The following is a 19958-nucleotide window of genomic DNA, read 5'->3' as shown; positions in this document are numbered from 1 at the left end:
TGGGGGCGTGCGGCGCGCTGGGGTTCCGCGCATCGCCTGATTCCTCGGTCGGAACACTGACGTGCCGGACGGCGCGTGTGTGACAGGCGAGGGGGTGAATGTGCGCACGATCACGCGCTTCGGGTCGTTCCGCACAGGCGGTGGCGTGAGAGGGGAAGGGGCAAGGGGTACTCGAGCGGTCCCGGGTCTGCTGGGGCCTCGTCTCGTTTCGAGCCCAAAGCCGGTCTTCCGGCGTACAGTTGTGGGCGAGGAGTAGGGCGGTTCGTGGGGACGCCCTGGTTTCCTGGAGGGCAGATGAGAATCACCCTGTCCGTCACCGGGTCGGAGAGCGACCCGGCCGGTGCCTTGAGCGACTTACGGCATCGACTGCGCCGCGATCCGCAGTTGCGGCACCACGTCGGACGGGAACCCGCGCCGCCCCCGGCTCCCGGCACCATGGGCGCGGCCGACGAACTCCTGCCGCTGTTCCTGGCACCCGGTGGCGTGACGGCCGCCGTGGCCGCCGCCGTCGTGGCCTGGTTGCGGAGCCGGCGCGGCGACCAGACGGTCACGATCGACCTGCCCGACGGCACGCGGATGACCGTCGCCGCCACCCAGGTCCGGGGGCTGGACGCCGAGGGCACGGCGGAGCTGGTGGAACGCCTCGCCGCCACTTTGAACGCAGCCGGGGCGCGTCCGCAACCGCCCGCCGGCGGCACCGCCGGCGGCACCGTTGGCGTCACTGGTGCTGGTGCTGGTGCTGGTGCTGGTGCTGGTGCTGGTGCTGGTGCGGGTGCGGGTGCGGGTGACGGTGGCGCTCCTGCCGCCCACGCTGCTCCTGCTCCTGCTCGTGCCGTTTCTGGCCGAGCCGCCGATACGGACGGGGTAGGCGACGCCGCTTCGGCCCGCGGACCGGAGCCGGACCGGAGCTGACGCCGTGCCGGGGGGAGAGGACGCGAGAGATCTGACGGGCCCGGACTGCCACGCCGTCGTGGTCGGGACCGGCTGTCATGGGGCCGGCCGTGACGGGGCCGGCCGTGATGGGACCGGCTGTGAGGGGATCGGCCGCCATGGGATCGGCTCGCAAAGGGCCCCTGGCCACGGGACCGACCCCTACGGGATCACCGCCCCCTACGGGACCTCCGAGAGCACCAACCCGTACGGGCCCGACCTCGCCCTCTCCACCCCCTCCGCCCCCTCCGACCCCCGCGAACCCGCCACCCCCATCACTCCCGCCACCTCCACTACCCCCGCCCCAGCCGCTCACACCCCCGCCCGTCACCAGACAGGTCACCCCATCGCCACCCGGCAGGGAGCCAACGGCCACCTCCCCGACCTCCCCAGCGCCACCCGTTCCGCCTGTGCCTTGGCCGAGACGCTCGTCACCGTGTGCGGCATGGGGGAGGACCGCGTCCGCCTCCTCACCGATCCTTCCGGGCCGGCCGAGATCCTGGCCGCTCTGGAGGAGGCCCTGGAAGCGGCTCAGGGCGGCATCGTCCTCTTCTGCTTCGTCGGGCACGGCCTCCTCGGCCCGGCCGACCGGCTCTACCTGGCGACGTCCGCGACGACCTCCCCCGACAGCACCGCCTACGCGCTCGCCTACGCCCAGGTCCGCGACCGGCTCGGCGAGGCGCGGGCTCGTTCCGTCGTCCTGCTCGACTGCTGTTTCTCCGGTCTCGCCGAGACCGTCGACCGGGCCCCGTACCGGGACCCTTACGCGTCGGCTCGTCCGCAGGGCAGCTTCCTGCTCGCCTCGGCCAGCCATTACGCCGCGTCGTTCGCGCCCGAGGGCCAAGAGCACACCCTCTTCGGCGACGCCCTGCTGCGTCTGCTCCGGGAAGGTGATCCGGGCGGTCCCCGGTGGCTCACGCTCTCGGACGTCTACCGTCATCTCGACCGCCGCTTCCAGGACACCTCCGCCCGCCCCCACGCCGGCAGCGAAGGCCGCCTGGGCGATCTGGTGCTCTGTGCGAACCCCCGGCACGCTCCCGTCACGCCCGACGACGAGCCGCGGGACCAGAGCCCGGGGCCCTGCCCGTACCCGGGCATGCGGCCTTTTCTCCCCGAGCAGCGTCACCTGTTCTTCGGCCGCGAGGAGACGACCCGCGCCCTGCTGCGACGCGTCGCCGACCCGCGCGACCGTCACCCGGTCGTTCTCGTCGGCCCGTCCGGGGTCGGCAAGTCGTCCCTGCTCAGGGCGGGTCTCGTCGCCGCCCTGGAGGCCTCCGGCCAGGGGCCGGTGCTACTCCTGTCCGCGCCCGGCGCCCGGCCGTTCCACACCCTGGCGACCGCGTGGGCGCGGGCGACGGGCCGTTCATTCACCGAGACCGAACGGGACCTGGGCGCAGGTCGTTTCCCGGCAGGTGCGGCAGGTGCGGCAGGTGCGGCAGGTGCGGCAGGTGCGGCAGGTGCGGCAGGTGCGGCAGGTGCGGCAGGGGAGCCAGGAAGGAGAAGGAGAGGGACGACAGAAAGCAGAGGGACGACAGAACCGGCAAGCACGGCAGGCGCAGCCACCCCCATCCGAGAGCCCCGCTCACCCACCGTCCTCATCGTCGACCAGGTGGAAGAGAGGTCTTCACCCACTGCCGCGACGCCGAGGAACGCCGTCTGTTCGTCCGGGCCCTGGCCGGCGCCGGAAGTGACCCGGTCGGCCCGCGGGTGGTCCTCGGTCTGCGCGCCGACTACCTCGACGCGTGTCTGAGCGATCCGCACCTCGCGCCGGTGTGCGCGCGGGGCCAGTTCCCCGTTCCCGTGATGTCCGAGGAAGAGCTGCGCACCGCCATCGAGCGCCCCGCGGCCCAGGCCGGTCTCCGGCTGGAGGACGGCCTGAGCGACGTCCTGCTGCGCGAGCTGCGCCAGGAACGGTCCGGGAAGGGGGAGACGATCGCGCTGCCGTTCCTCGCCCACGCCCTCCAGGAGACGTGGGCCCGCCGTCACGGTGACCTGCTGACCTTCTCCGGCTACCACTCCACCGGCGGCATCCACGCGTCCGTCGCCCGTACCGCCGAACGCGTCCACCAGGCCCTCGGTCCCAAGGACCGCGAGGCCCTGCGTGGGCTCCTGTTGCGCATGGTGCACCTGCTGGACGGTGACGGCCGGGCCGTACGCCGCCGGGTGCCCCTGGCGGAACTGGACGACGTCATGGGGCTGGTCCGGCGGCTCGCCGACGCGCGCCTGCTGATTCTCGGGGAGGACGAGGCCCAACTGTGCCACGACTCCCTCCTGTCCGGGTGGCCCCGGCTCCGCCAGTGGATCGAGGCCGATCTCGACGGACTGCTCGTCCGCCGCCGCCTCGGGCAGGCGGCCGACGCCTGGGACGAGGCCGGGCGGCCCGCCAGTGGCCTGTACGCGGGCCGGCATCTGGCGGCGGCCGGGTCGATTCTGGGCGACGCCACGAGCCGGCTCGGCCTCCGGCCGGTGGAGCGCGACTTCCTGGCCGCCGGCGAACGGGCCCAACGGCGGCGCAAACGCCTGCTGTTCACGGGCGCGGCCATCGTCGTCGCCCTCGCCGTGCTGGCGACGACGCTCGCCGTCCTCGCCCGCGGCGCCCAGCACGCGGCGGAGGACCGCGAGACCAGGCTGATCGCCCAGCGACTGGCCGCACAGGCGGACACGATGCGCCGCAGGGACCCGCAGACCGCGTTCCTGCTGAGTCTGGCGGCCTACCGGGAGGCCGCGCTGCCCGAGACACGGTCGAGCCTCTTCGCGAGCGCGCTGTCCACCACCCCCACCGACATCCGGACGGGGCACGAGGAGACCGTCGTCGCCGTCTCCTTCTCGGCCGACGGCCGTCTGCTCGCCACCAGCCAGCGCGGAGGGGTCGTGCAGCTCTGGGACGTCAGCCGCAAGGCCGCTCCCCGCAAGGCCGCCGAACTGCGCGTGGACGGCAGCGCCTCGCTCGCCTTCCACCCCCGGCTGCCGATCCTGGCGGTCCACGACCCGGGGCGTCTCCGCCTCTGGGACGTCTCCCGGCCCACCGCCCCCCGCACGGCGGCCGAACGCCGGACCACCCGCGGCGCCACCCCCACCGTCGCGTTCAGCCCCGACGGACGGACGCTGGCGAGCGGCTCCGAACACGGCCGGGTCAGGCTCTGGGACACCAGCGACCCGGCCCGCCCCTCTCCGGGCCTCGACACCTCCGTCTCCGCCGCGCAGGTCTGGTCGGTCGCCTTCACCCGCGACGGCCGCCACCTCGTCACCGGCAGCGGCCTCACCGAGACCCACGCCGGCAAGAAGGCCGAGGTGAGGCTGTGGGAAGTCCGCGACGCACGGCACGCCGAACTCCGTGACACGGCCGCCACCGACTCGCTCCTGGCCGTGGCCACCCACCCACGGCGGGACCTCGTGGTGGCCACCGGCGGTGGCGCGTACACCGCCTGGTGGGCGGTGGAGGACGGCCGCCGCCTGCGCCGGATCAAAGACCACTCGGCCGTCCCCTCCGACAAGTGGGGAGGCGACCAGGACGGGTCCATCCCGTCACTGAGCTTCCGGCCCGACGGAGCGATGCTCGCCGGGGCGGCCACCCTGTCGGACGGTGCCCTGCGCCTCAAGAGGATCCCGGACAAGGACGAGGACGTGGCGAGCGGCATGCCGCGGCCGACGGAACGGCCCGCGAGCGGGCCGGTGGCGTCCGTCGCCTACAGCCGCGACGGCGCCTGGGTGGCCGCCGGCGAGCAGACCGGGGACGTACGGCTGTGGCCCGAGCGCCCGCCCGCGCCCACCGTGCCCGGGCTGGTGCCCGACGGGCAGGCGGGGGAGAGCCCGGTCAGTCCGGACGGCCGTTACCTCGTCACCCGGGAGACGGCGGGCAGCGACGAGAGGACCCGGGTATGGGACGTGAGCGGACCGGACCCCCGACTGGTCCTCGGCCCGTGGCGGTCGTGGGAGGCCCGCTCCTTCCTCGCGGGTACCGGAACGGACACCCTCCTCGTTCACCGGTCGGAGAAGGGGAGTGAGCGTCATGTGTTCCGCCTGCTGCGAAAGGAAGGCGACCGCTGGCGCCCGGGCCGTGACATCCCCTTCACCTCCGCCGGCCCCGTCACCTCGAACAGCCGCGACGGCCGCCTCCTCGCCCTCGGCAACGGCGGTGGGCGGGGCGTCGAGCTCTGGGACGTCTCCGACCCCGACCGGCCGAGACGGCGCGCGGTCCTCGACACGCCGCTCAGGCCCTTGGACAGCGTGGTGTGGTTCCTCGACCCGCGGACGTTGCTCGTCGCGGGGACCGGCCCCGAGGACAGGGACGTGCACCTGTGGGACGTATCCGATCCGGGGCACCCTCGCAGGGCCGGCGTCCTGCCCAAGGGGGCGAGTGGATGGGCGTACTACGTGCCGGACCGCCACCTCATGATCGTCAAGGGTGACGACGACGAACATCTCCGGCTCTGGGACCTCCGGGACGTCCACCACCCCGGCCGGGCCGCCGAACTGCCCGGCGCCCCGCGAGCGGTCGCCCCGGCCGGCGAACACACCCTGACGACCACCCTCAAGGACGGCACGGTGACCTTCTGGGACGTCCGGGACCCGCAACACCCGCGCCGGGGCCGGCACTTGCGACTCGAGCGCAGAGTCACGGGCATGTACCGCTCGTCGGGCGTCCTCATCACGGAGGAGACGGACGGCAGCAACATCTTCCTGTCCGTCCCCGCGGTCATCCGCGCCTGGGGTCTCCAGGATGACGGAACGTGGAAGAGGCCCAGCCTGGTCACGTTCACCGGCGTCTCGAACGTCCAGGTCCTCGACCGGGGGCGTCCCGCCTTCGCCGTCCGAAAAAAGGACGACGAGGAGGAGCGCACCTTCCTGATCGACCTCAACGCCGACCGCCTCTACCGCACCCTGTGCGAAACCCGCCCGCTCAGCATCCCGGAGGACGAGTGGAAGGCCCTCTTCCCGGATATCCCGCACCGCGAGTCCTGTGACTGAACCGCGAGTCCTGTGACTTGTGACTGAACCGCGAGTCCTGTGACTTGTGACTGAACCGCGAGTTTTGTGACTGACGGCGGGTGACGAGTGGCCGGCGACGGACGATCGGTCAGCGTGCGGTGGGCGGCACGATGCGCATGAGTGCCTCGCCTGAGCTCGCCGTATCGGCTTTCCACACCGTCGACAGCCGGGCCGGCAGCGGCAGTCGGCTTTTCTCCGGCCTCCCTCTTCCCCCGCCCCTGCCGCCCCTGGGTGTGCCCACCCTGCCCACCGCCCGGAGAACGAGGGCACTCCGTGTGCTCCCACCAGAGCCCACGGTATTGTCCCGGGGCGGGAGGTATCGGTGTGTTGACTTTGAGTGAGGAGCTGGCGGCTCTCTACGCGAGAGAGGTCGCTCCGGCGGAGGTCGTGGGGGCCTTCCGGCGGGCGGCGGTCCTCGTGCCGCTCGACGAGCGCGGTGGATTGTGGACGGCGCGGTACGAGGGCGTGTGGTGGATCCACGCCTTCTGTGACGAGCCGTCCCTGGCCCGCTTCGTGATGGCGCGGGCCGAGGCGCGCGGGGTGGCGGTCCGGCCCGGTGAAGCGGCCGTGGACTACCTCACCGTCCTGGGCGCTCGGCTTCTTGACGTGGTGATACCCGCCGTCGGAGAGCCGACGGGAATCGCCCTGGACATGGGAAGCGACACGCCTTTCTTCCTGCCGCCGGTGGCGGGTGTGGTACCGGACGCCGTGGCGGTCGTCGGGACCGCCGGAGGGGGAACGAGATGAGTGGCGGATCCGATCTGGCGGCGGACCGTGAGGCGTTGGGGCAGATAGCCCAGGGGCTCACGGCCGCCCTCGCCGAACTGAGGGAACTCGGCATGATCGGGGAGTCGGCGGCGGGCCGGGGCTTCTCCGACATCAAGCTGAACGGTATGCAGACCGGCCACGACGGCCTGACCAGTGCGCTGAAGACCTTCGCCGAGCGCTGGGAGTGGGGCGTACGGTCGTTGGTCCACGACGGGAACCAGTTCGCCCGCCGGGTGGGGCTGGCCGCCGGCAACTACTACGAGAACGACCAGTACATCAAGGGGACCCTCAAGGTCGGTGTGGCCGCGTTCGGTGCCGACCCGACGCTCTCCGACGAGCAGGTCGAGAAGATGTCGATGGACGAGATAGCGGACCACGGGAACTTCGCGCACGTGGACTACAGCAAGAAGTCCTTTGAGGACTCCTTCCGCCATTCCCTGCAGACCAACATGGAAGTGATGCAGGACACCATCGACACCGGCCACAGAAACGTCGAGACCATGAAGCGCGTCACCGGCCAGACCGGACAGGGGGAGCACTGATGAGCTTCCTGGGGGATCTCGGCCACGGCCTCAAGAAGGGTGTCGACAAGGTCGGCGAGAAGGCCGAAGGGATATGGGACGAGGGAAAGAAGCAGGTCGGCAAAGGCGTCAGATACGTCTCCCACGGCGTCGGTGACAGCCTCGACTCGCTGGGCATGCACGACCTCGCCGACGGCGTGGACGACTTCGGTGACAACTTCGCCTCCCGCATGGGGGCTCATGTCAGCGAACAACAGCTCGGCCAGACCGAAGAGGCCAACGAGCTGATTCACGGAAGCCCGGGAAAGATACGCTCCTCGGCGTCCCACCTGTCCGACTTCGCGGCGGCGTTCGGGCGGGTGCGCGACGGCATGTCGCGGCTGGATTCCGATCACTGGAAGGGGAAGGGCGCTGACGCCTTCCGTGAGAAGTTCGCCATGCATCCCTCGCAGTGGGGACACGCGGCGAAGGCCTGCGAGGACGCGGCCAAGGCCCTGAGCCGCTACGAAGAGACCGTTACCTGGGCCCAGGGAAAGGCGAAGGAGGCCATCGCCCTCTACAAGGAAGGAAAGCGGGAACAGAAGGAGGCGCTGGACGCCTACAAGGCCAAGGTCGAGTCCTACGACAAGGCCGCGAAGGAATACAACGCCAAGCTGGACGACGGCAAGGACCCGGGCCCGCGTCCGACGCCGCCGGGTGCCTGCCCGAACGCCGGCGCGGACAAGATGCAGCACGCACAGGAGCTGCTGACCCATGCCCGTACCCAGCGCAACAGCGCTGCGGAGGCCGCGGCCACGGCGGTCAAGGGAGCCTTGGCCCACGCGCCGCAGAAACCGGCGTTCACCAGCCGCGTGAGCATGAACATCGACGACTTCGAGACGGCGTCCGCCACCGAACTGACGCATTTCGCCGGAGGCTTCGCCAAGGGAGCCGCGGATATGGTCAAGTTCGTCCGGACCGTCCTGCCCATCGACCCGTACAACGTCACGCACCCGGCGCAGTACCTCGACCACATGAGCAACATGGGGGCCGGGATCATGACGCTGGCCAACCATCCCGACCAGATACCCTCCACCCTCCTGGGCACCGGCTGGGGCAAGGACCCTTCCGAGGCGACCGGCCGGCTGGGCTTCGACGCGCTGACCGCCATGGCCAGCGGCGGCACCGGTCTGGGCGGGGTGGCGGCCCGGCGCGCGGCGATGAACGTGGGCAAGCACGGGCTGGAAGAGGCGGGCGCCCGGGGGGCCAAGGGGCTCGGCAAGGGCGCCGAGCGAGAGGCGGGTGCGGCGCGCGGGCAGGCGGACGCCGAGCCCCACGACCTGAAGAAGGCGGACGCCCAGCGGGAGTGCGGAGGCGACCCGATCGACCTGGCGTCGGGGTACATGTTCCTCGCCCAGACCGACGTCACCCTTCCCGGTGCCCTCCCGCTGACCTTCACCCGAAGGGTGAGCTCCGGATACCGGGCGGGCCACTGGTTCGGCCCGTCCTGGTCCAGCACGGTGGACCAGCGGCTGGAGATCGACGCGAAGGGAGTGGTGTTCGTCTGCGAAGACGGCATGATGCTCGCCTACCCGCACCCGGCTCCCGGCGTCCCCACCCTCCCGTCCCACGGCCCCCGTTGGCCCCTGGAGTCAACGGAGGAGGGCGGCTACACCGTCACGGACCGGCGCGGAGACCGGACGTGGCACTTTTCCGCACCGGTTCCGTGCGGCGACCGGCACGAGATCGCCCTCCTGGATCAGATCACCGACCGCAACGGGCACTGGATCACCTTCGACTACTCCGAGGACGGAGTCCCCACCGACATCACCCACCACGCCGGTTACCGCATCCGCGTCACGACGGACGGCGGCCGGGTCACCGCCCTGCACCTGGGCGACGTGGAGCTGATGCGCTACGGCTACGCGGACGGCAACCTGACGGAAGTCGTCAACTCCTCGGGTCTCCCGCTTCGCTTCACCTACGACGACCGCCGTCGGCCCACGTCGTGGACGGACCGCAACGGCCGCTCCTACCGGTACGAGTACGACGACCGGAACCGCTGTGTGTACGAGACCGGCGAGGCCGGGCACCTGCGGTGCACGTTCGAGTACGGGGAGCCGGACCCTGAGACGGGCCTGCGCGTCACCACTCTCACCAGCGCCCTGGGCCACACCAGCCGCCACGTCTTCGACGCGCGGTCACAACTCGTCGCGGAGACCGACCCCACGGGCGCCACGACGCTCCTCGCCTGGGATGGCCGGGACCGTCTCGTCTCGCGCACGGACCCGCTCGGCCACACGACGACGTTCTCGTACGACGAGGAGGGGAACCTGCTCTCGGTCGTCCGTCCGGACGGCAGTGAGAGCGCGGCGGAGTACAACGCCCTCGGCCTCCCCGAGACGATCACCGAACCGGACGGCGCGACGTGGCGGCAGACGTACGACACGGCAGGCAACCGCGTCTCCGTCACCGACCCCGCCGGGGCCACGACGTCCTACGCCTACGACGACGCGGGACACCTCGCGTCGGTCACCGACGCCCTCGGAAACGTCACCCGTCTGCGGTGTGACGCGGCGGGCTTGGTGGCGGAGGTGACGGACCCCGTCGGAGGGACGAGCCGCTACGAACGGGACACCTTCGGCCGCACCGTCGCCATCACGGACCCGCTGGGTGCCGTCACCCGTCTCGCCTGGACGACGGAGGGCCTCCTCGCCCGCCGCACGGGACCGGACGGCGCGGAGGAGACCTGGACGTACGACGGCGAGGGCAACTGCGTCACCCACACCGACGCCCTGGGCGGAGTGACGCGCAATGAGTACACCCACTTCGACCTCCTGACCGCGCGCACGACCCCGGACGGCGTCCGCCACACCTTCACCCACGACACGGAGCTGAGACTGCGGACGGTCACCAATCCGCAGGGGCTGACCTGGTCGTACACCTACGATCCGGCCGGTCGCCTGACGTCGGAGACGGACTTCGACGGTCGTACGCTGACGTACGCACACGACGCGGCGGGGCGGCTGACCGAGCGGACGAACGGCCTCGGGGAGACGATCGGGTACCACTACGACCCGCTGGGCCGCATCACGCGGAAGGACGCGGCGGGCAAGGTCACCACGTACGCCCACGACCCGGCGGGCCGTCTTCTGGAGGCGGCGGGTCCGGACGCAACGCTCGTCTACTCCCGCGACCGCCGCGGACGCGTCAAGTCGGAGACGGTCAACGGCCGGACACTCGCGTACGCATACGACAAGCTGGGCCGCCGGACGCGACGGGTGACGCCCGGGGGCGCGGTCACCACGTGGACGTACGACGCGGCGGGCCGACGGACCGGACTGACCGCCTCCGGGCACGCCTTCGCGATGGAACACGACGCGGCGGGCCGCGAGGTGGCCCGCCACTTCGGGCAAGGCGTGACGCTGACGCACGACTGGGACGCGGCGGGCCGCCTCACCACCCAGACACTGTCGGCACCCACCGCCCCGGACCCACTCCAGCACCGCACCTTCACCTACCGCCCCGACGGCTCCCTCACTGGCATCACCGACTCGGCGACGGGAGCGCGCACTTTCGACCTGGACGCGGCGGGCCGCGTCACCTCCGTCCACGCCGAAGGCTGGACGGAGCGCTACGCGTACGACGCGGCGGGCAACCAGACGCAGGCTTCCTGGCCGACGGACCACCCGGGTGCGGAAGCACAGGGTCCGCGCGCCTACGCCGGCACCCGCATCACCCGGGCGGGACGGATCCGCTACGAACACGACGCCCAAGGCCGCGTCGTCCTGCGACAGAAGACCCGCCTGTCCCGCAAACCGGAAACCTGGCGCTACTCCTGGGACGCGGAGGACCGCCTGGTCGGGGTTGTCACGCCGGACGGGACGAGGTGGCGCTACCAGTACGACCCCTTCGGCCGCCGCACGGCGAAGCAGCGCCTGACGCCGGCGGGCGACATCGCCGAACAGGTCGACTTCACCTGGGACGGCCCCACCCTGGCGGAACAGACCACCACATCCGACGCCCTGCCGAACCCGGTCACCCTCACCTGGGACCACGACGGCCTCCACCCCGTGGCCCAAACCGAGCGTATCTCCGCAGCCGACGCCCCCCAACACGAAATCGACCGGCGCTTCTTCGCGATCGTCACCGACCTGGTCGGCACACCGACGGAACTCATCGACGAGACGGGGACGACGGCGTGGCGCTCGCGGGCGACGCTGTGGGGGACTACGGCGTGGGCGGCGGACAGCTCGGCTTATACGCCGTTGCGGTTCCCGGGGCAGTACTTCGACCCGGAATCTGGGCTGCATTACAACTTTTACCGCTCTTACGACCCCGAAACTGCCCGCTACCTGCAGGTGGACCCGTTGGGTCTCTCCGTAGCACCCAATGCCTCCATTTACGTCCACAACCCTCACCGGTACATCGATCCGCTCGGGCTGGCGCCAGAGTGCCCAGAGACCGAGAAGAAGCGGGGACCCTACGATTTCCGCTCTCCGAACCCTGCGTTCCCGCCGGACGCATCTGCCGTGGAAGCTATGCGAAAGGTCCCTATTGGGGGGAATATCGACTGTTCGGAAATCGCTGAGTGGATCATGCAAGACAGCAAGGGGGACGGCCACATCATCAATTTCACCACCCACCCCAGAGGGACTTTCGCAGTCCCAGAGAAAGGGGGAATGCAACTGGAGGAGTACATCTACCACGATGTCTACACCGACGGAAGATACGTCTACGATCCAGCGATGAGCAAGGATCCCATCCCTGCTGGAGATTTCGAGAGAGCAATACGGCTCAGCAACCCCGGAAAGAAGATCGTGACAAGCCGTGGAGGTTACGATGGGCCACTCTGGTAGCGATTCACCCCGAAGGGATTCCCTTTGATGGAATGTTCATCGGAAAAAATCCTGGAAATCCTTCGGTTGTTCGGCCCGGTGGCTTGGGTGAGAATCTCCATGAGCAGGCACGATCCCGAGGGGCGGCTTCAGGTTCCCTCTGCGGCATGGCGCTACGTAGCACCTCGCAAGGGGTTGTCGGAGGTCTTCAGGAAGGCTGTTTCCGACACTCCCAGGAGAACCGCATGGACCTTCGATGACTCCAGGAGGAACTGGCTGTTGGCTCCGACTCGCCTCTTGGCCGACGCGGACGGAGCGAACGGGTCGGGATTTCTCGACACGGCAGTAAGTATCTCCCGGACGGACCAGCGGTTCTGCAGGGAGGCGGCCGCCGACATGTCGGACATCTTCGAAAACCTTGAGAGTCGCGGCAAGAATTCACACGAGCGCGCGCTGCACACACTTCACGTGCTCGCACTGGACGCACAGGAGCAGATCGATTACTCACACCATTTGAGGGTGAGAATCAACGACCTCGCCCCTCTGCTCTGTGATGCCCTTCGAAGCGGCCAGGGCGCTTCGACGACTGGAGAACCCGAAAACCACCTGGCCGTCACGCTACCGCCCGTCGAGGAGCGGCTGCGTCGGATGATCGGGTCCGAAGCATCGCTGTTGACGGAGTCCGCGGTACGGACGGCACCAGAGTGGGCTGCCCTGAGGAAGCGGGCGCGGGAGACGCTCGCCAGGCTCGGGGACGCGCGGTGAGCAAGCGGGTGCCGCATCGCAGGCGGTTCGGCACCCGTTCCCCTACCCCCGTAGGACCGCTCCTCGACCACGGCCCGAGCGCGCCGCGTGGCGCGTCGGTAGTCGTCCAGCATGTCACCGACATGCCGCGGCTCCGCGCGGCCGTGCCGCATCTGCAACAACTGCACGGTCCATTCGACATCGGAGAGGCCACCACGCCCCAGCTTCGTGTGCGTGGTCCGGTCGGCGCCGCGCGGCAGTGGTAGTACGCCGCGTAGGACGCGAGGCTGCGCACCAGCGGCCCGGACTGCCCCTCCGGCCGGAGGTTCGTGTCGATGACCAACGGCGGGTCGGTGGTCGGGAGTTACAGCAGCCGCCGCATCTCGTTGGCGACGGCGGAGGCGGCCTTCGCGGCCTCCTCGTCGCCGACGCCCTCCCGGGGCTCGTGCACGAGGAGGACGTCGGCGTCGGACCCGTACCCCTGCTCACGGCCGCCGAAGCGGCCCATACCGATGACGGCGAAGAGGGTCGGCAGGGTGTCGCCCCAAGTGCTGGGTGTTACCAAGTCGGGAAATATACAAGAGATCGGGTGTGCCGACGAACATCTTCGTAATCAAGGGTATAAAGAGTCCGAGCGTGGTGCCAATGAACCCCGATGCGGGTATGCCGTGAACGAAGCGGAAGCGGGAAAGAGGGAGAACGAGGTCGTTCTCGGCGCGACCCAGGCCCTGTTGGGCCTGATTTCTCAGGACATGCATGCTGTGGCGGTCCGTGTCGAAGACGACCGAGTCGAGCTTGCCTTTTGGGTCAGGTCTCGCACGGAGGAGATCGACGAGGATATCGACCAGGCGATTTTTGATTTGGATGCACTGTTTTCCGGAGAACATCCTCTGATCGAGTCCAAAGTGTATGAAGGGTGGCCGGACCCGACGAAGTTGAGTGTCTACGGCCGGATGATCTACTGGGCAAAGTAGCAAGGTCTCTCCGGCATAGTCGGCATCTTCTGAAACAGGAATCGGGCAGAAGATGCGCCGTCGAGCAGCGCGGGGCGGCCTCGGGGCTGGGCCCTTGGCCTCCATGAGACTCTCGCGGTATGGGGGGATCGATATGGGGGAATTGATAAGGCGGGTAGGCTGCGTGACCGAATCAGGCTGTGTGCGGCAAGTTCGTCTTGTCCGCGAGAGTGGGCTGGAGCTGTTGCAGCGTCCACTGCCTGCTGGTTTGCCGGTTCCCCGGGAAGCGTGGGCAGCCGTTGTCGGCGTGGAAACGGAGCCCGAGGTGAAGGTCGCGCACGGCGCGGTGGGCGCTTTTCGTGACCTCGACCGGAAGTGGCGTCAGTGCGCTTCGGTCGCATCCGTCCTCGCGGCCGAAGACACGTTCCTCATCCACGTGGCCGGAGAGGGGAGCCTCAATGCCGGGTGGACGCCGGTGAGATGGCGAGGGGAAGCGCACCTGGCCGCGCATGCAGGATGACGGCGACCCGGAGTTCATCGCTATGTCCGAAGTCGGACGTCATGTCTGCGCGGTGACCACCGAGGAATCCGACTACTGGGTCGTTACCCCTCGCTTCCCTTGGCTCCTTCGCGAGGGTCGGGGCGCCGGTCCGCCCCGGGGCGGGTGAAGAGCGCCCGGGGCGGAGTCCGGCCATGCTTGCCGCAACGTGTGCGATCGCTGTCGGGCGCGGGGCCCGCTACCGCTTCGAGTCCGCGTAGTTCAGGAGGAACAGGGCCTCCGTCAGGGACATGCGCTCCAGTTCCTCCGGGGAGACGCTCTCGTTGACCGCGTGGATCTGGGCCTCGGGTTCGCTGAGGCCGATGAGGAGGATCTCGGTGGCGGGGTAGAGGGCGGCGAGGGTGTTGCAGAGGGGGATGGAGCCGCCCATGCCGGCGGTCTGCATGTCCTGGCCGGGGTAGGCGACGCGCATGGCGTCGGCCATCGACACGTACGCGGGGCTGGTGGTGTCGGCGCTGAACGCCTCGCCCTGACCGACCAGTTCGGTGGTCACCCGGGCGTTCCACGGGACGTGGGACTCCAGGTGGGCGCGGAGGAGGTCGGCCGTGTCGGCGGCGTTGACGCCCGGGGGGACGCGGAGGCTGATCAGGGCCGCCGCGTGGGCGTGGACGGAGGGGGTGGCGCCGACGACGGGCGGGCAGTCGATGCCGAGGACGGTGACGGCGGGGCGGGCCCAGAGGCGGTCGCCGACGGTGCCGGAGCCGATCAGGTCGACGCCGTCCAGGACCTTGGCGTCGGCGCGGAAGTCCTGCTCCGGGTAGTGCAGGCCCTCCCAGGTGCCGTCCGGCTCCAGACCGTCGATGACGGTCGAGCCGTCGGGTGCGCGCAGCGAGTCGAGGGTGCGGATCAGGGCCGCGAGCGCGTCGGGAGCCGCGCCGCCGAACATGCCGGAGTGCAGGTTGCCGGCGAGCGTCCGCACCTCCACCCGCATCAGCATCATGCCGCGCAGGCTGGCGGTGACGGTGGGAACGCCGAGACGGAAGTTGCCGGCGTCGCCGATGACGATGGTGTCGGCGGCGAGCAGTTCCGGGTGCGCCTCGGCGTACCGCTGGAGACCGCCCGTGCCCTGCTCCTCCGAACCCTCCACGATCATCTTCACGGCGACCGGCACACCGCCGTGGGCCTTGAGAGCGCGCAGCGCCGACAGGTGCATGATGAAGCCGCCCTTGCAGTCGGCCGCGCCGCGCCCGTACCAGCGGCCGTCGCGCTCGGTCAGCTCGAACGGCGGGGACAGCCACGCGTCCTCGTCCAGCGGCGGCTGCACGTCGTAATGCGCGTAGAGGAGGACGGTCGGGGCGCCCTCCGGGCCCGGCAGGTAGCCGTAGACGGACTGCGTACCGTCCGGGGTGTCCAGCAGGGCGACGTCCTCGAAGCCCTCGGCGCGCAGCGCCCCGGCCACCCAGCTCGCCGCCGCCTCGCACTCGCTCTTCGGGAACTGCGCCTCGTCGGCCACCGACCGGAACGCGACCAGTTCGGCCAGTTCGGCGCGGGCACGGGGCTGGAGGGAGGCGACGGTCGCGGCGAGCGCGGCCGAGTCGGGCCGGGGGGCCGGGGCGGTGTCCATGGAACGCTCCTCGGGGGCACCACGTCGTGGTGTACGGACGGGACGGATGACGGATGTCGCCTTCGATCCTTTCATGGCGGCCCGGGAGCCTCCGGCGGGCCGTCGCGGCTTCCCCGGGCGGGTGGCCCGGCGGCCGGGCCGTAGGATGCGGGCGGAACGGCCGGTACGGCCGGCGGCGGCTGACGAGCGGGAGCGGAAGCACAGGTGACCAGCGACAACACAGCCCGGGAGACGGGCCACGACGACGTGCCGGCGGACGGCGGGCCGGTGTGGGACGTGGTCGTGGTGGGCGCCGGGCCCGCCGGGGCCTCGGCGGCGCACGCGGCGGCCGGCGCGGGGCGCCGCGTCCTGCTCCTGGAGAAGGCCGAGCTGCCCCGTTACAAGACCTGCGGCGGCGGCATCATCGGCCCGTCCCGCGACGCGCTGCCGCCGGGCTTCGAACTGCCGCTGCGCGACCGCGTGCACGCCGTCACCTTCTCCCTCAACGGCAAGCTGACGCGCACCCGCCGGTCGAAGAAGATGCTCTTCGGGCTCGTCAACCGGGCGGAGTTCGACGCCGGCCTGGTCGAGGCGGCGAAGGCGGCGGGCGCCGAGGTGCGGACCGGTGTGACCGTCGCCCGCGTCGAACAGCACGGTCCGGCCGTCCCCGACCGGCGCACGGTCGCCGTCGTCCTCGGCGACGGCTCGACGGTCCTGGCCCGCGCGGTCGTCGGCGCGGACGGCAGTGCCGGCCGCATAGGAGCGCACGTCGGGGTGAAGCTCGACCAGGTCGACCTCGGCCTGGAGGCGGAGATCCCGGTTCCGGCGTCGGTGGCCGAGGACTGGGCGGGCCGCGTACAGATCGACTGGGGCCCGATGCCCGGCAGTTACGGCTGGGTCTTCCCCAAGGGCGACACCCTCACCGTCGGCGTGATCTGCACCCGCGGCGAGGGCGCCGCCACCAAGCGGTACCTGGAGGACTTCATCGCCCGGCTCGGGCTGTCCGGCTTCGAGCCGAGCATCTCCTCCGGCCACCTGACCCGCTGCCGCTCCGACGACTCCCCGCTCTCCCGCGGCCGCGTCGTCGTCTGCGGCGACGCCGCCGGACTGCTGGAGCCCTGGACGCGCGAGGGCATCTCCTTCGCGTTGCGCTCCGGCCGGCTGGCGGGGGAGTGGGCGGTACGCGTCGCCGAGGCGCAGGACGCGGTCGACGCCCGCCGCCAGGCGCTCAACTACGCCTTCGCCGTCAAGGCCGGACTGGGCGTCGAGATGGGCGTCGGCCGCCGCGTCCTCGCCCTGTACTCCCGCAAGCCCGGCGTCTTCCACGCGGCGGTCACCGGCTTCGGGCCCGCCTGGCGCGCGTTCGCCCGGGTCGTCCAGGGGGCGACCACGCTCGGCGAGATCGTCCGGACGCATCCGGTGGCGCGGCGCGTCGTCTCGGCGGCGGACCGGATGCCGGCCGCTCGGTCCTGAGGCGGGGAGCCGGGGCCAGGGCCGGGGCGGGGACGGAGATAGGAGCGGGGGATTGGGGTCGCTTCCGCGTCGGCGTCATTCCGGGGGCGGTATGCGGTAGCGGTGTGCGGTAGCGGTATGCGGTATGCGAGGGCGTTTCGCCGGTGTGGTCCTCCGGGGCGGTCCGAGTCTGTGTTCCGATCGGTCGGCTTGGGCTGGACGGGCTCGGGTCGGACCGGCTCGGCGTGGACCGGTCCGACTCGGACCAGTTCGGCTCGGCTTGAACCGGACCGGCTCGCACCGGCTGGCTCGGTTCGGGCCGGTTTCCCCGGGCGCCCGTTTCCGGCCCCGGTCCTGCCGCCGTCCTGGTCCCGCTTGCGGTTTCGTTCCCGTTCCCGTGCCGGCCGGTCCCGTTTCCGGTCCTCCGGGCCTCCGGTCCCGATCCCGATCCGTCGCGGGTCAGGCCGGTTCCTCCAGCAGGTCGTCGAGGTACTCGTTCAAGTCCGCCGGCAGGCCACCGCGGTCGATCGCGCGCAGGGGGGCGAGGTTGTCCGCGTCCGTGAACCCGCCGGCCCCCAGCTCGAAGAGGGCGTGCAACTGCGCCTCCAGCGCCCGGTGATCCGTCTCGCGGGCCGCGCACGCGGTCAGGGTGTCGACCAGGGTTCGCCCGTCGGCCGCCGAGTAGCCGGTCGGCCAATCGGCCGCCTGGTCGGCCCCGAGTGCCCTGTCGCGGGCGTCCGGCGAGGTGATGCGCCGGACCAGTTCGCCGAGGCGGCCGGAGTTCATCCCCGCACCTGCTTCCGTTTCTTCTTCCGGGTCTCTTCCCGGGCAGCGAATCGTCCCGCGTCAGGATCGTAGTGGGGTACCCCGGCAGCGGGGGTCCCGGCCGGGCGGCGGGGGAGGAAGACGGTGGGGGACACGCGCCGCAGACAAGGCGTGGTCCGCGGGCTAGGGTGTGCGCGTACGCGGCCGGCCGACCCCCTGGGGGCTCCTCGATGGCGCGCAGACTCCGCCCTGTGGGCGCCGATTTCGCCGGTCCGGAGGGCGGCCCGACGGCCAAGCGGGCCCGGCGCTCGCGCACGGCGGCCCCCGATGCCGTCGCGCCGCTGCGGTTGACGTTCGTCGCCCCGATGACGGCGCCGCCCGCGCGGGTGTACCGGGCGCTGGCCCGGGAGGTGACCGCCTGGCCCCACTGGTTCCGCGCCGTCACCCTGGCCCGGCCCCTGGACGGGGCGGGACGGCGGCGCCGTGAGATCCGGCTCGTGGGCGGGGCCCGGTTCCACGAGACGGTGGTGGCGGACGACGCGCCCCGCCGGTACGCGTACCGCGTCGACAGCACCAACGTTCCGTTCGTCCGGGCCGTCCTGGAGGACTGGCGGCTCACGCCGTCGGGGAGCGGCACCCTCGTCCGGTGGACGGTGGCGCTGGATGCTCCCTTGCCGGTCCGCTGCCTCGCCCTCCTCGGCCGCCCGGTCCCGGCCCGGGGCTTCCGTGACGCGCTGCGGGCCCTGGACGCGCGGTTGGCCGCGGAAGCGGTTCCGGCGGGGGAGCCGGGGGTGGAGCCGCAGCCTGAGCCCGAGCCGTAGGCGGGTGTGGGTCGCGGTGCGCGAGCGGGTGCGGTGTCTCGGCGTACGCCGGGCGCGGCGCCGCCTGTCCGGCCGCCCGTTGGGGTGGCGGCGTAGGACGGCTCGCGGCCGGAGCGCGGGCGCGCGCCCCGTGCCGGGTGTCCGGTCTGCGGAGGCCCGGTGCCCCCTTCGTGACGAGATGCTGTCGGCGTCCGGCACGCGGATTTCCGCCGTGCGTGCACGACGCGCCGTTCGCGCGGGAACGCTTGGACGCGCGCCTCGGCCGGGCGCGCGGTCGTGTGCGGGGCGCCGCCGGAGCGCCTTCGCGGAGCGCGAACGAGACGGAAATCGGACCCTGGTGCGGGCACCGGCGCGCGGGCACACTGCGCAGCAGACATCCATCGGCCGAGAGGCGGTGCACCGTGGGGGAACCCGATTTCCAGGCGACGGGGGTACGGATCGAGAAGTCGCTCCGCTCGCTCACCCGGGCCGGCCAGGTGAAGATTCACAACGGTCGTCTGGAGCTCCTGACCAGCTTCGGGGTGGAGATCGACAGCGCTCCGGTGGACGCGGTGCAGGCGCGCAAAGCCTGGTTCGCGGCGCGTGACAGGGCGCGCGCCACGCTCAACGGCAACCGGTACGTCCTCGATCTGGGCGAGTCGGGCCAGGATCCGGAAGCGGCGGTCCGCCGGTTCCTGGAGGCGGTCGAGGCCGCGCGCGGCGACGGGCCGGAGTGAGTCGCGCGGGGGGAGACATTCGGTGGGTGGGTGGGTGACCGGGCGAGTCGTCCGGACGCGTGAACGGTGAAGAGCGAGCGGTGAAGAGCGAACGGTGAAGGGTGATGGGGTGCCTGGTGCGGAGGGGCGGGGACGGGCGGGTGCTCCCCGGGCGGCCGTTCGGCAGCGCGCGTCCGGGCGGGTGCCGGGTGCTGGGTGCCGGGTGGCGCGTGCGGACGGGCGGCGCCCGGCAGTCGACGACTGCGTTCCGCATCTCGCGCGGTCCCCGACCGGAAGCCGGTACCCGCGAGGCGGCCAGGATCCACGACCGGCCAGGCCTTGCTACCCACGACCGCGACCCGCGCAGCCCCCGACCTGCGAGCCGCGAAACCCGCGAGGCG

At 71.3% G+C, this 19958-nt stretch carries 13 protein-coding genes and 1 pseudogene; 11 read left to right on the top strand and 3 right to left on the bottom strand.

The features are described from left to right. The first annotated feature begins 294 nt into the window (after positions 1 to 294). From ACZ6X9_RS33280 to ACZ6X9_RS33250, 7 genes are all read left to right on the top strand, one after another. Positions 295 to 912 carry an effector-associated constant component EACC1 gene (locus tag ACZ6X9_RS33280; protein WP_469781778.1) on the top strand — a complete coding sequence of 206 codons (618 nt, stop codon included), beginning with the start codon at positions 295 to 297 and terminating at the stop codon, positions 910 to 912. A gap of 4 nt (positions 913 to 916) precedes the next feature. Further along, entirely contained in the window at positions 917 to 2680 is a 1764-nt protein-coding gene (locus ACZ6X9_RS33275) for a caspase, EACC1-associated type (RefSeq protein WP_469781777.1), read from the top strand. Next, on the top strand, positions 2587 to 5898 hold the full coding sequence (locus ACZ6X9_RS33270; RefSeq protein ID WP_469781784.1) for a WD40 repeat domain-containing protein: 3312 nt from the start codon (positions 2587 to 2589) through the stop codon (positions 5896 to 5898). Before ACZ6X9_RS33275 ends, ACZ6X9_RS33270 begins: the two co-directional genes overlap by 94 nt. A gap of 345 nt (positions 5899 to 6243) precedes the next feature. Continuing rightward, entirely contained in the window at positions 6244 to 6666 is a 423-nt protein-coding gene (locus tag ACZ6X9_RS33265; protein WP_469781776.1) for an SseB family protein, read from the top strand. Then, entirely contained in the window at positions 6663 to 7229 is a 567-nt protein-coding gene (locus tag ACZ6X9_RS33260) for a hypothetical protein (RefSeq protein ID WP_469781775.1), read from the top strand. The genes ACZ6X9_RS33265 and ACZ6X9_RS33260 overlap by 4 nt, the downstream gene beginning before the upstream one ends. Continuing rightward, a complete protein-coding gene (locus tag ACZ6X9_RS33255) occupies positions 7229 to 12046 on the top strand; it encodes a putative T7SS-secreted protein (protein WP_469781774.1) in 4818 nt (1605 codons plus the stop codon). The genes ACZ6X9_RS33260 and ACZ6X9_RS33255 overlap by 1 nt, the downstream gene beginning before the upstream one ends. Before the next feature lie 27 nt (positions 12047 to 12073). Further along, positions 12074 to 12790, top strand: a complete 717-nt coding sequence (locus ACZ6X9_RS33250) for a hypothetical protein (RefSeq protein ID WP_469781786.1) — start codon at positions 12074 to 12076, stop codon at positions 12788 to 12790. Positions 12791 to 12837: 47 nt separating this feature from the next. Here ACZ6X9_RS33250 and ACZ6X9_RS33245 read toward each other — a convergent pair. Next, a pseudogene (locus ACZ6X9_RS33245) lies at positions 12838 to 13316 on the bottom strand (hypothetical protein); the annotation flags it as partial. 121 nt (positions 13317 to 13437) lie between these two features. Between ACZ6X9_RS33245 and ACZ6X9_RS33240 the strand changes: the two are divergent. Further along, positions 13438 to 13743, top strand: coding sequence for a MafI2 family immunity protein (locus ACZ6X9_RS33240; RefSeq protein ID WP_469781773.1), 306 nt, complete (start codon positions 13438 to 13440; stop codon positions 13741 to 13743). A gap of 716 nt (positions 13744 to 14459) precedes the next feature. Here ACZ6X9_RS33240 and ACZ6X9_RS33235 read toward each other — a convergent pair. Beyond that, positions 14460 to 15845 carry a M20/M25/M40 family metallo-hydrolase gene (locus ACZ6X9_RS33235; RefSeq protein WP_469781772.1) on the bottom strand — a complete coding sequence of 462 codons (1386 nt, stop codon included), beginning with the start codon at positions 15843 to 15845 and terminating at the stop codon, positions 14460 to 14462. A 246-nt stretch (positions 15846 to 16091) separates the two neighbouring features. On the opposite strand from ACZ6X9_RS33235, the gene ACZ6X9_RS33230 reads away from it, so the two are divergent. After that, positions 16092 to 17297 carry a geranylgeranyl reductase family protein gene (locus tag ACZ6X9_RS33230; protein ID WP_469781783.1) on the top strand — a complete coding sequence of 402 codons (1206 nt, stop codon included), beginning with the start codon at positions 16092 to 16094 and terminating at the stop codon, positions 17295 to 17297. A gap of 438 nt (positions 17298 to 17735) precedes the next feature. On the opposite strand, the gene ACZ6X9_RS33225 is transcribed toward ACZ6X9_RS33230, so the two are convergent. Beyond that, on the bottom strand, positions 17736 to 18062 hold the full coding sequence (locus ACZ6X9_RS33225; RefSeq protein WP_469781771.1) for a hypothetical protein: 327 nt from the start codon (positions 18060 to 18062) through the stop codon (positions 17736 to 17738). A 230-nt stretch (positions 18063 to 18292) separates the two neighbouring features. Here ACZ6X9_RS33225 and ACZ6X9_RS33220 point away from each other — a divergent pair, with 230 nt between their 5' ends. Both ACZ6X9_RS33220 and ACZ6X9_RS33215 read left to right on the top strand, forming a co-directional pair. Then, positions 18293 to 18862 carry an SRPBCC family protein gene (locus ACZ6X9_RS33220; RefSeq protein ID WP_469781770.1) on the top strand — a complete coding sequence of 190 codons (570 nt, stop codon included), beginning with the start codon at positions 18293 to 18295 and terminating at the stop codon, positions 18860 to 18862. 401 nt (positions 18863 to 19263) lie between these two features. Beyond that, positions 19264 to 19578, top strand: coding sequence for a hypothetical protein (locus ACZ6X9_RS33215; RefSeq protein ID WP_469781769.1), 315 nt, complete (start codon positions 19264 to 19266; stop codon positions 19576 to 19578). Positions 19579 to 19958: the final 380 nt, after the last annotated feature.

It is taken from the genome of Streptomyces sp. NPDC052910 (assembly GCF_055585605.1).
This window is presented reverse-complemented; position numbering and strand designations above follow the sequence as displayed.